The organism is Pseudoxanthomonas winnipegensis (assembly GCF_004283755.1).
Taxonomy (GTDB): Bacteria; Pseudomonadota; Gammaproteobacteria; order Xanthomonadales; family Xanthomonadaceae; genus Pseudoxanthomonas_A; species Pseudoxanthomonas_A winnipegensis.
Window position 1 is genome coordinate 696932 of the sequence record NZ_SHMH01000001.1, and the last position, 14416, is coordinate 711347.

10 protein-coding genes are annotated in these 14416 nt (G+C 69.1%); 8 read left to right on the plus strand and 2 right to left on the minus strand.

Annotated features, from left to right (window positions below):
* Positions 1 to 22: 22 nt before the first annotated feature.
* Together EAT51_RS03140 and glmS are read right to left on the minus strand one after the other, a co-directional pair.
* Positions 23 to 1810: a sensor domain-containing diguanylate cyclase gene (locus EAT51_RS03140; RefSeq protein WP_130515172.1), complete on the minus strand. Its 1788-nt coding sequence runs from the start codon at positions 1808 to 1810 to the stop codon at positions 23 to 25.
* A gap of 117 nt (positions 1811 to 1927) precedes the next feature.
* Positions 1928 to 3757 carry a glutamine--fructose-6-phosphate transaminase (isomerizing) gene (glmS, locus tag EAT51_RS03145; RefSeq protein WP_130515171.1) on the minus strand — a complete coding sequence of 610 codons (1830 nt, stop codon included), beginning with the start codon at positions 3755 to 3757 and terminating at the stop codon, positions 1928 to 1930.
* A 699-nt stretch (positions 3758 to 4456) separates the two neighbouring features.
* Here glmS and EAT51_RS03150 point away from each other — a divergent pair.
* The 8 genes from EAT51_RS03150 to EAT51_RS03185 all read left to right on the plus strand — a co-directional run bounded on the left by EAT51_RS03150 (position 4457) and on the right by EAT51_RS03185 (position 14407).
* A complete protein-coding gene (locus EAT51_RS03150) occupies positions 4457 to 5602 on the plus strand; it encodes an efflux RND transporter periplasmic adaptor subunit (RefSeq protein ID WP_425478183.1) in 1146 nt (381 codons plus the stop codon).
* A gap of 219 nt (positions 5603 to 5821) precedes the next feature.
* Positions 5822 to 6541, plus strand: a complete 720-nt coding sequence (locus EAT51_RS03155) for an ABC transporter ATP-binding protein (protein WP_130515170.1) — start codon at positions 5822 to 5824, stop codon at positions 6539 to 6541.
* 17 nt (positions 6542 to 6558) lie between these two features.
* Entirely contained in the window at positions 6559 to 7881 is a 1323-nt protein-coding gene (locus EAT51_RS03160) for an ABC transporter permease (protein WP_130515168.1), read from the plus strand.
* A 10-nt stretch (positions 7882 to 7891) separates the two neighbouring features.
* Positions 7892 to 9109: an ABC transporter permease gene (locus EAT51_RS03165; RefSeq protein WP_130515166.1), complete on the plus strand. Its 1218-nt coding sequence runs from the start codon at positions 7892 to 7894 to the stop codon at positions 9107 to 9109.
* A gap of 15 nt (positions 9110 to 9124) precedes the next feature.
* Positions 9125 to 10429, plus strand: coding sequence for an ABC transporter permease (locus EAT51_RS03170; RefSeq protein WP_130515164.1), 1305 nt, complete (start codon positions 9125 to 9127; stop codon positions 10427 to 10429).
* A gap of 75 nt (positions 10430 to 10504) precedes the next feature.
* A complete protein-coding gene (locus EAT51_RS03175) occupies positions 10505 to 11731 on the plus strand; it encodes an ABC transporter permease (protein WP_130515162.1) in 1227 nt (408 codons plus the stop codon).
* Positions 11732 to 11746: 15 nt separating this feature from the next.
* Positions 11747 to 13051 carry an ABC transporter permease gene (locus tag EAT51_RS03180; RefSeq protein ID WP_130515161.1) on the plus strand — a complete coding sequence of 435 codons (1305 nt, stop codon included), beginning with the start codon at positions 11747 to 11749 and terminating at the stop codon, positions 13049 to 13051.
* A 120-nt stretch (positions 13052 to 13171) separates the two neighbouring features.
* A complete protein-coding gene (locus EAT51_RS03185) occupies positions 13172 to 14407 on the plus strand; it encodes an ABC transporter permease (protein ID WP_130515158.1) in 1236 nt (411 codons plus the stop codon).
* Positions 14408 to 14416: the final 9 nt, after the last annotated feature.

Below are 14416 nucleotides of genomic sequence, written 5' to 3' on the forward strand. Positions count from 1 at the left end.
CGCCGCTGCGGGGGCGGCGCGGTTACCGCGCCTCTGCCGCCACGCCGGCCGAGCGGCCGCGATGCCGGCGGCGCTGGCGGTACAGGGCCTGATCGGCCAGCTCCAAGGTCTGCTCGAGCGTGGCGCCGGCGGCGCGGATGGCGGCGCCCTTGGAGAAGCCAATCGGCACCTGGTCGCCGGCGGCGCGCAGCTGCGCCATCCAGGCGTCCAGGCTGACCGGGTCCTGGTCGGGCAGGATCACCGCGAACTCGTCGCCGCCCAGCCGCACCACGACGCCCTCCGCGCCGGCGTGCCGCTGCAGGAACTCGGCGAACGCCACCAGCACCGCATCGCCGCGCCGGTGGCCGTGCGCGTCGTTGACCTGCTTGAAGTGGTCCAGGTCGACCGCCACGCAGCCGACCGACCGGTCCTGCCAGCGGCTCTCCAGCTCGTGCAGGTAGCGCCGGTTGAAGCAGTGCGTCAGCGGGTCGTGGAAGGAATGATCGCGCAGCACGCGCGCCTGGGCGACCTGGACGGTGACGTCCTGCGCGTAGCCCAGAACGTAGGGCTCGCCCTCGTCGCTGTCGACCACGTTGTGATAGTCCCAGTAGCGCAGGCTGCCATCGCGCGCGATCAGTTCCAGCGTGCCCGAGGCGCTGCCGTCGCGGAACACCCGCTCCAGGTACTCATGGAACTGTGCATGGCGCTGGGGCCGGATCCGTTCGATCAGGCGATGGCCCAGGACATCGGTCAGTTCGATGTCCAGCGAGCGTGCGCTGGCCGGGTTGGCGCTGAGGATGGTGCCCTGCGCATCGTGGGTGCAGATCAGCCCCAGGCTGGATTCGAACAACTTGCGGAAACGGCGCTCGCTGGTCTCCAGCGCCTGCACGGCCCTGTGCCGCAGCGTCACGTCCTGGAAGGCGCCGACCAGCTTGGGCTGGCCGTCGATCGTTTCCCGCCGGCCGACCGAGCGCACCCAGATGCGGCGGCCGGCGCGGGTGGTCTGCGGCAGTTCCAGGTCCCAGGGCTCGCCCTGCTCCATCGCGCGCCGCACGGCGTCGCGGAAGGTGTCGCGCACCTGTTCGTCATAGAACGAGAGCGCCTCGTCGAGACCCGACGGGGCGAAGCCCGGCGGCACATCGTGGATGCGGCAGGCCTGGTCGGACCACTGGATGCGTCCGGTGTCCAGGTTGACCTCGAAGCCGCCCACGCCCGCGGCGCGGCCGGTGCGCTCCAGGAAGGCCTCGCTGTCGCGCAGGCGGCGTTCGAGCATGGTGCTGCGCTGCAGGGCAGTGGACAGCTCCAGTGTGCTGCGGGTCAGCGCCTCCTGGCTGCGCAGCAGCTGGGCGCGCAGCTCGATGGCGGCCACCGCCGCGTGCGCCAGCTGCTCCAGCGCGGCTCTCTGGGCCGGCTCGAGCTGGCGCGGCACAGTGTCGAACACGCACAGCGTGCCGACCGGGTGGCCGCTGGTCAGCGTCAGCGGGGCGCCGGCGTAGAAGCGCACGTAGGGCTCGCCGACCACGGTCTCGAAGCGCGAGAAGCGCACGTCGCGCCGGGCATCGCGCACCTCCAGCAGCTTGTCGCTGCGGATGGCGTAATCGCAGAAGGCGGTCGTGCGCGCGGTCGCTTCCAGCCCCGGCAGGCCGTGGTTGGACTTGATCCATTGCCGGTCCTGCTCGATCAGGGTGATCAGCGCCACCGGCGAGGCGGTCAGTTCGGCCGCGGCGCGGGTCAGCGCGTCGAACAGCGGCTCGGGCGAGCTGTCCATCACCCGCAGATCCATCAGGCGCCGCAGGCGTTCGCTCTCGTAGTCCTGTTCGTGCTCGGCCATGGCGCTTCGATGGAAAGCCAGGGTGGGTGGGCCTGGCGCACCGGATTCTCTCGCATCTTCGGCGCGCGCGCGCGCGGGCGACCCGGCGCACAGCGTCCCCGCCGGGCAGCGCCTGGGCTACTCGACGGTCACGGCCTTGGCCAGGTTGCGCGGCTTGTCCACATCGGTGCCGCGCGCCAGGGCGGTGTGATAGGCCAGCAGCTGGACCGGGATGGTGTGCACCACCGGGCTGAGCACGCCGGTGTGGCGCGGGGTGCGGATCACGTGCACCCCGGCGGACTCGCTGAAGTGGCTGTCCTGGTCGGCGAACACGAACAGCTCGCCGCCGCGGGCGCGCACTTCCTGCATGTTGGACTTGACCTTCTCCAGCAGCCGGTCGTTGGGCGCGATGAACACCACCGGGATGGTGTCGTCCACCAGCGCCAGCGGTCCATGCTTGAGCTCGCCGGCCGGGTAGGCCTCGGCGTGGATGTAGGAGATCTCCTTGAGCTTGAGCGCACCTTCCAGCGCGATCGGGTAGCTCAGGCCGCGGCCGAGGAACAGCGCGTTGTCCCGGCGCGCGAACGCCTCGGCCCAGGCGGCGATCTGCGGCTCCAGGTTGAGCGCGTGCTGCACGCTGCCGGGCAGGTGGCGCAGCTGCTCCAGGTAGTCGGCTTCCTGCGCATCGTCGACCTTGCCGTGCAGGCGGCCCAGCGCCACGGCCAGCTGGAACAGCGCGGCCAGCTGGGTGGTGAAGGCCTTGGTCGAGGCCACGCCGATCTCGGCGCCGGCGCGGGTGTAGCAGACCAGCTCGCTGGCGCGCGGGATGGCGCTTTCGGGCACGTTGCAGATCGACAGCGTATGGGTGTGGCCCAGCGACTTGGCGTACTTGAGCGCCTCCATCGTGTCCAGCGTCTCGCCGGACTGGGAGATGGTGACCACTAGGTGGCGCGGGTCGGCATAGGCGGCGCGGTAGCGGTACTCGCTGGCGATCTCCACGCTGCACGGCAGCCCGGCGATGGCCTCGATCCAGTAGCGCGCGGTCATGCCGGCGTAGTAGCTGGTTCCACAGGCCAGGATCTGCACGCCGGTGATGCCAGCGAGCACCTCGCCGGCGCGCGCGCCGAACAGGCTGGCCGGGAAGCCGCCGGCATCGATGGCGGCCTCGATGGTGTCGCCCAGCGCGCGCGGCTGCTCGTGGATCTCCTTCTGCATGAAGTGCCGGTACGGGCCCAGCTCCAGCGAGGCCAGCGAGACGTCGGACACATGCACCTGGCGCTGCACGGCCGCGTCGGTCGCGTCGAACACCGTCACGCCCTGGCGGGTCACATCGACCGTATCGCCTTCCTCCAGGAAGATCACCTGGCGCGTGGCCTGGAGGATGGCCGACACGTCGGAGGCGACGAAGTTCTCGCCCTCCCCCAGGCCGACCAGCAGCGGGCAGCCCATGCGCGCGGCGACCAGGCGGCCCGGTTCGTCGCGCGAGACCACCGCCAGCGCATAGGCGCCGGTGAGCTCCTTGACCGTGGCCTGCAGCGCGGCCAGCAGGTCCAGGCCCTGGCTCTGGTGGTGGTGGATGAGGTGGGCGATGACCTCGGTGTCGGTCTGCGACTCGAACACGTAGCCCAGCTCGGTGAGCTTCTCGCGCTGGGCCTCGTGGTTCTCGATGATGCCGTTGTGGACCAGCGCCAGGGCGCCGCGGCTGATGTGCGGATGGGCGTTGGCCTCGGTCACACCGCCGTGGGTGGCCCAGCGGGTGTGGCCGATGCCCAGCGTGGCGCTGAAGTGCTCGGCGCGCGCGGCGGCCTCCATCTCGGCCACCCGCCCGGTGCGGCGCACGCGGCGGACCTCCCCCTCGACCACGGCGATCCCCGCCGAGTCGTAGCCGCGGTATTCCAGGCGCTTGAGGCCCTCGATCAGGACAGGGACCACATCGCGATCCGCGATCGCGCCGACGATGCCGCACATGGGTGAATCCTTTGCCGTTCTGCCGTTGAAGAAGCCGCGCCAGTTTACAGGGCGGACCTGAGCGGCTTCTGGCGCAGCATTGCGAAAGCCGATCGCGGCCATGGCGGCCTCCCCCTCTGTAGAGCGGAGCTTGCTCCGCTGGGGCTTCCAGAGGGTCCGGCCAAAACGCAGCGGAGCAAGCTCCGCTCTACAAGGAGACCGCGACCTGATCCGAGAGGTAGTGGCTCCCACATCGTGATCGAACCTCCCCTCTCGCGCAGCGAAGGCGGGGAGGCTGGGAGGGGGTTTCTACCTTTGCGTTTCCCGCGAAGAGCATCCCTCCCCCTCAGTCGCTAGGTCGCGACTTCGAGCTCCCCTTGGCCTGCGGCCAAAGGGAGGGGGCAACCGCATGCAGCGCCTTTCTGGACACACCGCGCTGCTGTCCGCCCGGACAACCCAAGTGTCCGGTCGGACACTGTCCGCGGCTCGGACAGCTTGCAGATCAAGCACTTGCAGTTGGCACGCCCCGTGCGTGGTGAAGCGCAGCTTTCCCAGCAGGCGTGCCCCGTGTCCATGCAACAGACCGACAACCCCTTCCGTATCCGCGACACCGCCGCCCAGGACGTGGTAGTCGACACCGGCAAGGGCAAGCGCTGGAAACGCTGGGGCCTGATCGGCGGCGGTGTGGCCGTGCTGGCCGCCGCCCTGGTCTGGGTCGTGATGGGCTGGGCCGCGGGCGGGCGCTCGTTCGACGCCAGCCGCGTGCGCATCGCCACGGTCACCCGCGGCGACCTGGTGCGCGACCTGGCCGCCGACGGCCGCGTCATCACCGCCAACAGCCCGACCCTGTACGCCATCGACGGCGGCACCGTCAGCCTGAAGGTCGTCGCCGGCGACGTGGTGAAGAAGGGCGACGCGCTGGCGGTGATCGACAGCCCGGCCCTGCGCAGCAAGCTGGCCCAGGAGGAATCCACCCTGGCCGGCATGGAGGCCGAGGCCAGCCGCGCCACGCTGGACGTGGCCAAGGCGCGCTCGGAGGCGAGCAAGCTGGTCGACCAGGGCAAGATCGACCGCCAGGGCGCCGCGCGCGACGTCGAGCGCTACCAGCGCGCCTATGACGCCGGCGCGCTGCCGCAGGTGGAACTGGCCAAGGCCCACGACACCCTGACCAAGACCGAAATCGAACTGCAGCACGCCCAGCAGGACGCCCAGCTCAATCAGCAGGCCGCGCAGCTGGATGCGCGCAACAAGCAGCTGCTGGCCCAGCGCCAGCAGGCGGTGGTGGAGGAACTGCAGCGCCAGGTCGATGCGCTGACCCTGCGCGCGCCCTTCGACGGCCAGGTCGGCCAGGTGCAGATCGCCCAGGGCACCAACGTGGCGATCAACGCGCCGATCCTCTCGGTGGTGGACCTGTCCAAGTTCGAAGTGGAGATCAAGGTGCCGGAGAGCTTCGCCCGCGACCTGGCGATCGGCGTGCCGGCGCAGCTGACCTCCGGCAGCGGCGAACCCTTCCCCGGCAAGATCTCGGCCGTCTCGCCCGAGGTCGTCGCCGGCGAGGTCACCGCGCGCGTGCGCTTCGACGGCCCGCAGCCGCCGGGCCTGCGCCAGAGCCAGCGCATGAGCGCGCGCATCCTGCTGGACACGCGCAAGAACGTGCTCAAGGTCGAGCGCGGCCCGTTCGTCGAACAGTCCGGCGGCCGCTACGCCTACGTCATGGATGGGTCGAGCGCCCAGCGCCAGCCGGTCCAGCTGGGCGTGTCGAGCCTGTCGGAAACCGAGATCCTCTCCGGCCTGAAGGAAGGCGACCGCGTGGTCGTCTCCGGCGCCGACCAGTTCGGCGATGCACCGCGGGTGACGGTGCATTGATTCAAGTCACCCGGTAGAGCGGAGCTTGCTCCGCTGAGGCTCCGCCGGTCATGCGGCAGCGGAGCAAGCTCCGCTCTACAGGCTCCGCCGGTCATGCCACAGCGGAGCAAGCTCCGCTCTACAGGCTCCGCCGGTCATGCGGCAGCGGAGCAAGCTCCGCTCTACAGACATCGCAGTACCCACCGCCCCACGCCATTCATTCCAACGAAGGACTCCGCCATGCTCGAAATGCACGCCGTCTCCAAGGTCTTCCGCACCGAGCAGGTGCAGACCCACGCCCTGCGCTCGCTGGACCTGCACGTGAAGGAAGGCGAGTTCGTCGCCGTCACCGGGCCGTCCGGCTCGGGCAAGACCACCTTCCTCAACATCGCCGGCCTGCTGGAGACCTTCACCTCCGGCACCTACCGCCTGGACGGCGAGGACGTGAGCCATCTCAACGACAACGCGCGCAGCAAGCTGCGCAACCAGAAGATCGGCTTCATCTTCCAGAGCTTCAACCTGATCCCCGACCTCAACCTGTTCGACAACGTCGATGTGCCGCTGCGCTACCGCGGTATGGCCGCGGCCGAACGCAGGCAGCGCATCACCGAGTCGCTGGAGCGCGTGGGCCTGGGCTCGCGCATGAAGCACTACCCGGCCGAACTGTCCGGCGGTCAGCAGCAGCGCGCCGCCATCGCCCGCGCCCTGGCCGGCAGCCCGCGCCTGCTGCTGGCCGACGAACCGACCGGCAACCTGGACTCGCAGATGGCCCGCGGCGTGATGGAGCTGCTGGAGGAGATCAACGCCGCCGGCAGCACCATCGTCATGGTCACCCACGACCCGGAACTGGCCGCGCGCGCCCAGCGCAACGTGCACATCGTCGATGGCCAGGCCACCGACCTGGTGCGCGAGGCGTCGCTGATGTCCGGCGCCGCGCCGACCGCCTCCGCGCAGGCCTGAGCCACAGGTCCGCGGCGATGTTCGGCTACTACCTGGCCCTGGCCCTGCGCAGCCTGCGCCGCAACCCGGTGCTGACCGGGTTGATGGTGCTGTCCATCGCCGTGGGCATCGGCGCGGCGATGACCACGCTGACGGTGCTGCATCTGCTGTCGGGCGATCCGCTGCCGGGCAAGAGCGAGACGATCTTCATCCCGCAACTCGATCCTCGCCCTGCTTCGCGCCCCGGCCAGCGTCCGTTCGACAAGCTGGACTACATCACCGCGATGGACCTGTGGCGCTTGGGGCACCCGGATCGCCAGGCCATGGTGGCCGAGAGCGAAGTCAAGCTGCGCGCGGCCGACGCCGGCACCCCGGCCCTGATGACCCAGATGCTGTCCACGCAGTCCGGATTCTTCCCGATGTTCCAGGTGCCATTCGCGCACGGCGGTGCGTGGAGCGCGCAGGACGATGAGGACCACGCGCGCGTGGCCGTGATCTCGGCCGATCTGAACAACCGCCTGTTCGCGGGGAAGAGCAGCGTCGGCCAGCACCTGCGCATCCGCGACGCCGATGTGCGCATCGTCGGCGTGCTGGCGCCGTGGCGTCCTTCGCCCCAGTTCTACACCTTGGCCGGCGGCAGCTTCGCCCATGGCGACACGGCCAGCTTCTACGGCAAGCCGCAGGACGTGTTCATGCCGATGTCCAGCGCGCTGGAAGTCAACGGCCAGCACATGCAGCCGTGGACTTGCTTCGGTAGCGCGCCCACGCCGCTGAACCTGACCACGGCCCCCTGCGTGTGGCTGCAGCTGTGGGTGGAACTGGACAACCCGCTCAAGGTCGCACAGTACCGGCGCCTGCTTTCCGACTATGCCAACCAGCAGAAGGCGGCCGGGCGTATCGGCATCAGCGAGACCGCGCGGCTGCAGTCGTTGCCGCAATGGCTGGATCACAATCGGGTCGTGCCCAGCGATGCACGCCTGCAATCGTGGCTGGCCGTCGCGTTCCTCGGCCTGTGCCTGTTCAACGCCATCGGTCTGCTGCTGGCCAAGTTCCTGCGCCGCAGCGGCGAGATCGGCGTGCGCCGCGCGCTGGGCGCGTCCCGCAAGGACATCTTTGGCCAGTGCCTGGCCGAGGCCGGCATGATCGGTCTGATCGGCGGCGTGCTGGGCTGGATGCTCACGCTGCTGGGCTTGTGGGTGGTGCGTCAGCAGCCCGTGGAATACGCCGACATGATCGGCATGAACCTGTGGAGCTTCCTGCTGACCTTCGCCGCGGCGATCGCCTGCAGCGTGTTGGCCGGGGTGTTCCCCGCCATGCGCGCCAGCCGCATCGCGCCGGCCATGCAACTCAAAGCGCTGTAAGGACGCCGCCATGCAGATCAAGCCCATCCTCTCCGCGCTGACCCGCCACCGCATCGCCGCCGTGCTGATCGCGCTGGAGATCGCGCTGGCCTGCGCGGTCCTGTGCAATGCGTTCTTCCTGATCAGCGCGCGTCTGGACCTGCTGCACCTGGACAGCGGCGTGGACGAGAAGGCCTTGGCCACGGTAGCGCTGTCGGGCTGCGATGCCTGCGGCAGCCATACCGAACTCAACGCACGCGTCCTGGACGTGGTGCGCGGGACGCCCGGCATCCAGGCGGTCGGCACGATCAATTCGCTGCCTTTCACCTCGCCTGCCGGCAATTCCGGCGTCTGCCTGGACCAGCAGTGCAATCACGTCGGTGGCGTGCCGCACTTCTACACGGCCGACGCCGGTGCCATCGCCGCCCTGCGGCTGACACCCGTGCGCGGCCGCAGCTTTTCCGATGAGGACTATCAGTCCTTCGAGCGGTTCGCGCCCAACGCGGCGAACGTCCTGATCACCCGCGCCCTGGCCGAGCACCTGTGGCCGGGGCAGGATCCGCTTGGAAAGGAGCTTTGGGGGGCCGGCCACTATCGCGTGATCGGCATCCTGGAGCATCTGTCCCGGCCGGACCCCGGCCGCAGCGAAGACGGCATGATCGGCACCGACTGGTCCGTGGTGGTGCCGGTGCGCAACGACTCGCAGTCGGGCATCTACGTGCTGCGCGCCGATCCCAAAGAGCTGCCGCGTTTGCTGCAACAGGTGCGCGCTCGGATCACGCAGGCCATTCCGCAGACCCTGCTCGACGATCGCTACAGCCAACCGCTATCCGAGCTGCGGCAGACCTACTTCCGTCCCGACCGCGCCATGGCCGGGCTGCTGGTGGCGGTGATCGCCGCGATGCTGCTGGTGACCGCGCTGGGCATCGTGGGGCTGGCCAGCTTCTGGGTGGCCCAGCGCACCAAGCAGATCGGCATCCGTCGCGCGCTGGGCGCCACGCGCAAGGACATCCTGCGCTACTTCCAGACCGAGAACTTCCTGCTGGCCAGCGGCGGCATCGTGCTGGGCATGCTGCTGGCCTACGGCGGCAACCTGCTGCTGATGAAGTACTTCGAACTGGCGCGCCTGCCGCTGCTCTACCTGCCCATCGGCGCGGTGCTGCTGTGGGGCGTGGGCCAGCTGGCCGTGCTGGGGCCGGCGCTGCGCGCCGCCTCGATTCCGCCCGTCGTCGCCACCCGCGCTGTCTGACCCCTAAGGACCGCCATGCTCGCCTACTACTTCAACCTGGCCCTGCGCAGCTTCAGGCGCAACAAGGTCCTGACCGCGCTGATGGTGCTGGCGATCGCCATGGGCATCGGCGCCACCATGACGACGCTGACGGTGTTCCATGTGCTGTCCGGCGATCCGATCCCCGCCAAGAGCGACCGGCTGTTCATCGTCCAACTCGACCCGGAGCCGGCGGCGAACTACAAGCCCGGCGAAGAACCGGAAGAACAGCTGACCCGCTTCGACGCCGAGGCGCTTCTGCGCCAGGGCAAGGCCAAGCGCCAGGCGCTGATGACCGGCGGCGGCACGGTGGTGCAGACGGCGGGCAGCAGCCTCAAGCCGTTCGTGATCGACACGCGCTGGAATTCCGCGGACTTCTTCCCGATGTTCGAGGTGCCGTTCCTGTACGGCAACGGCTGGAGCGCGGCGGACGACCAGGCCCACGCGCGCGTGGCGGTGATCTCCAGGAAGCTCAACGACAAGCTGTTCGGCGGCGCCGACAGCACCGGCAAGACGATCCGCCTGGGCGATCACGACTTCCGCATCGTCGGGGTCGCCGACGACTGGGCGCCGCAGCCGCACTTCTACGACCTCAACGTCGGCAGCTACGGCAGCGACGAGCAGCTGTTCGCGCCGTACTCGACCGCCATCGAGCTCAAGCTCTGGGGCAACGGCACCACCAACTGCTTCGGCAAGAACCCCACCAACGATCCGCGCGACCTCAACGCCCCCTGCGTCTGGACGCAGTACTGGGTGGAGCTGGAGAGCCCCGCGCAGGCCCGCGACTTCAAGGCCTACCTGGACAACTATTCGCGTGAGCAGAAGGCGGCGGGTCGTTTCCAACGCGATCCGAACACGCGCCTGCGCGACGTGATGCAGTGGCTGGATTACAACCACGTGGTGCCGGGCGATGTGCGGCTGCAGCTCTGGCTGGCGTTCGGCTTCCTGGTGGTGTGCCTGCTCAATACCGTCGGCCTGCTGCTGGCCAAGTTCCTGCGCCGCAGCGGCGAGATCGGCGTGCGCCGCGCGCTGGGCGCGGCGCGCAGCGAGATCTTCAAGCAATGCCTGGTGGAGGCGGGAGCCATCGGCCTGGCGGGCGCGGTGCTGGGCCTCGGCGTGGCGGAGCTGGGCCTGTGGGCGGTGCGCCATCGCCCGACCCAGTACGCGGCGCTGGCCCAACTGGACGGCACGATGCTGCTGCTGACCTTCGTCCTGGCCCTGCTCGCCAGCCTGCTCGCGGGCCTGCTGCCCGCCTGGCGGGCGATGCAGATCACCCCGGCGGTACAGCTCAAGACGCAATGAGACAGGAGTGACGCTCCACATCCCCGCATCGCCCTTCGCGCCCGACCCACTCACGCCTCGCCGCAAGAGGATCCCATGGAAATCCGCCCCATCTTCTCGGCCCTGCGCCGGCACAAGACCGCCGCCGCGCTGATCGTGCTCGAGATCGCGGTGAGCTGCGCCATCGTGTGCAATGCGCTGTTCCTGATTTCCCAGCGCATCGACAACCTGAACCTGCCCAGCGGAATCGCCGAGGATCAGCTGCTGCATCTGCGCCTGAGCGGAATCGGCAAGGACGACAACGCCGATGCGCGCACCGAGGAAGACCTGGCGGCCCTGCGCGCCATCCCCGGCGTCATCGCCGTCACCACCAGCAACCAGCTGCCTTTCCGTAACGGCTCCTCGAACAGTGGGCTCAGCCTCACCCCCGATCAGGCGGACAACACCCTCAACGCGGCGGCATACCGCGTCGGCCGCGACGCCATCAAGACCTTCGGGCTGAAGCTCATCGCGGGACGCGACTTCAATGTCGATGAGTACCTGCTCGGCAGCGAGTTGAACAAGCCGGACATCGATTTCAGCAAGGTGGCCGCCTCCATCATCGTCAGCAGCGCGATGGCCAAGAAGCTGTTCCCCAACGAGCCGGCCGTCGGCAAGACGGTGTACATGTCGCAGACGCCGCTGCACATCGTCGGCGTGGTCGAGACCCTCACCCGCCCGACCTTGAACGGCGGCAACCGCACCTACTCGATGCTGCTGCCGATCCGCGACAACTACAACAGCATGGGCCGCTACATCGTCCGCGTCAGCGATCCGTCGCGCCGCAACGAGGTGATGAAGGCCGCCCTGGCGACGCTGGACAGGATCGACAGCAGCCGCCTGGTGCTCAACAACGAGACCTATCAGGACGTGCGCGCCGATTACTTCAGCGACGACCGCGACATGATCGGCCTGCTGGGCGTGGTCTGCGCCGCGCTGCTGCTGGTCACTGCGCTGGGCATCATAGGCCTGGCCAGCTTCTGGGTGGCCCAGCGCACGCGCCAGATCGGCGTACGCCGCGCGCTGGGCGCCACGCGGGCCCAGATCCTGCGCTACTTCCAGGTGGAGAACTTCCTGCTGGTCGGCATCGGCATCGGCCTGGGCATGCTGCTGGCCTATGCGCTCAACCAGCTGCTGATGAACCGCTACGAGCTGCCGCGCCTGCCACTGGCCTACCTGCCCGCCGGCGCGGTGGTGCTGTGGCTGCTCGGCCAGGTGGCCGTGTTGTGGCCCGCGCGCCGCGCCGCGGCCGTGCCGCCCGCCATCGCCACCCGCAGTGCCTGACCGTCCGGAGCGCCCATGATCGCCTACTACTTCAATCTGGCCCTGCGCAGCTTCAGGCGCAACAAGGTGCTGACCGCGCTGATGGTACTGGCCGTGGCGCTGGGCATCGGCGTATCGATGACCACGCTGACGGTGTTCCATGTGCTGTCCGGCGACCCGATCCCGGGCAAGAGCGACCGGCTGTTCTACGCGCAGCTCGACCCGTTTCCGATCGACGGCTACACGCCGGGCGAGGAACCGCAGCCCGACATGAGCCGCTACGACGCCGAGACGCTGCTGGCGCAGAAGCGCGCCAAGCGCCAGGCCATGATGACCGGCGGCAGCGTCACCGTCCAACCGGAAGGCACGGCGATCAAGCCCTTCGTCCTCAGCGCGCGCTATACCTCGGCCGACTTCTTCGCGATGTTCGAGGTGCCCTTCGTCTACGGCCGCGGCTGGTCCGCGCAGGACGACAGCGGTCAGGCACGCGTGGCGGTGATCGCGCGGACGTTGAACGACAAGTTGTTCGGTGGCGCCGACAGCACCGGCAAGGTCATCCGCCTGGACGGTCACGACTTCCGAATCGTCGGCGTAATCGACACCTGGGACCCGCAGCCGCTGTTCTACGACCTCGCCGTGGGCGTCTACGGCACCCACGAGCAGATCTTCGAACCGTTCCAGACCGCCATGTCCCTGCACCAGTCGCGCAGCGGCAACATGAACTGCTACGGCGACAACGTCACCTCCGATGCCACCGCGCGCGAGGCGCCCTGCGCCTTCATCCAGTACTGGGTGGAGCTGGAGCGCGCCTCGCAGGCAGCGGACTTCAAGGCCTACCTGAACCAGTACTCGCAGCAGCAGAAGGACGCCGGCCGCTACCAGCGCCCGCCCAACGCGCGGCTGCGTGATGTCATGGACTGGCTGGATTACCAGCAGGCGGTGCCGGGCGATGTGCGCCTGCAGCTGTGGCTGGCGCTGGCGTTCCTGCTGGTCTGCCTGGTCAACACCGTCGGCCTGCTGCTGGCCAAGTTCCTGCGCCGCAGCGGCGAGATCGGCGTGCGCCGCGCGCTGGGCGCCAGCCGCACGGAAGTCTTCAAGCAGTGCCTGGTCGAGGCCGGCAGCATCGGCCTGGTCGGCGGCGTGATCGGCCTGGGCCTGGCGGAGCTGGGCCTGTGGGTGGTCCGTCACCGGCCCACGCAGTACGCCGAGCTGGCGCACCTGGACGGATCGATGCTGCTGCTGACCTTCGTGCTGGCGCTGCTGTCCAGCCTGCTGGCCGGCGCGCTGCCGGCCTGGCGCGCCATGCAGATCACGCCTGCCGTGCAGTTGAAAACGCAGTGAGGCAGGAGCGAACGCAGAGGCGTGGGAAGTGAGCAAGGCGACGGCCGAACGCTTCCAATCGCCTCCTCCCCGACTCACTCCTCACTCCTTACCACTCACCTTTCCAGCCGCAGGACTCCCATGGAAATCCGCCCCATCCTGTCCACCCTGCGCCGCCATAAGACCGCCGCCGCGCTGATCGTGGTGGAGATCGCGCTGACCTGCGCGATCATCTGCAACGCGCTGTTCATCGTCGGCCAGCGCTGGGAGGCGCTGCGCGAGACCAGCGGGATCGACGAGCAGCAGCTGGTCACCGTCTCGCTCAGCGGCGTGGGCCCGCAGACCGATGTCGATGCATTGACCCAGCAGGACCTGGGCGCCCTGCGCGCGATCCCCGGCGTGGCCAGCGTGGCGCTGGTCAATCAGCTGCCGTTCCGCCGCGGCTCCAACAACTCCTCGCTGGCCACGCAGCCGGACCAGAAGATCCCCACCCTCAACGCGGCCTTCTACACCGGCGCCGAAGGCACGCTGAAGACCCTGGGCCTGCGCCTGGCGGCGGGGCGCGACTTCGCGGCGGACGAATACATGGACTGGTCCGAGCTGATGAAGCAGGTGGACGGCAACAAAGGCGTGCCGCTGCGCACGATGCCGCTGATCGTCTCGCGCGAGGCGGCCAACAAGCTGTTCCCGGGCGAAAGTGCGGTCGGACGCAAGGTCTACATGGCCAACGTGCCGATGCTGATCGTCGGCGTGGTCGAGCGGCTGCGCCGGCCCAACACGGTCAATGGCGACACCGGCTACTCGATGCTGATCCCGGTGCGCACCCCCTACGAGAACGGCGGCCTGTACGTGCTGCGGGTCCGCGACCCGGCCCAGCGTGCGCAGGTCCTGCGCCAGGCGGTAGCCGCGCTCGAGCGCGTGGCCAGCAACCGCCTGATCATGGACAGCAAGACCTACGACGAATGGCGCAGCGACTACATGAGCAAGGACCGCGACATGATGGGTCTGCTGCTGGCGCTGTGCGCGCTGCTGTTGCTGGTCACCGCGCTGGGCATCATCGGCCTGGCCAGCTTCTGGGTTGCGCAGCGCACCCGCCAGATCGGCGTGCGCCGCGCGCTGGGTGCGACCCGCGGCCAGATCCTGCGCTACTTCCAGATCGAGAACTTCCTGCTGGTCACCCTGGGCATCGTCCTGGGCATGGGCCTGGCCTACGCGCTCAACCAGCTGCTGATGCGCCATTACGAGCTGCCGCGCCTGCCGCTGTGGTACCTGCCCGTCGGCGCGCTGCTGCTGTGGGCACTGGGCCAGCTGGCCGTGCTGTGGCCCGCCCGTCGCGCAGCGGCGGTGCCGCCGGCGATCGCCACCCGAAGCGCCTGAGCCAGGAAC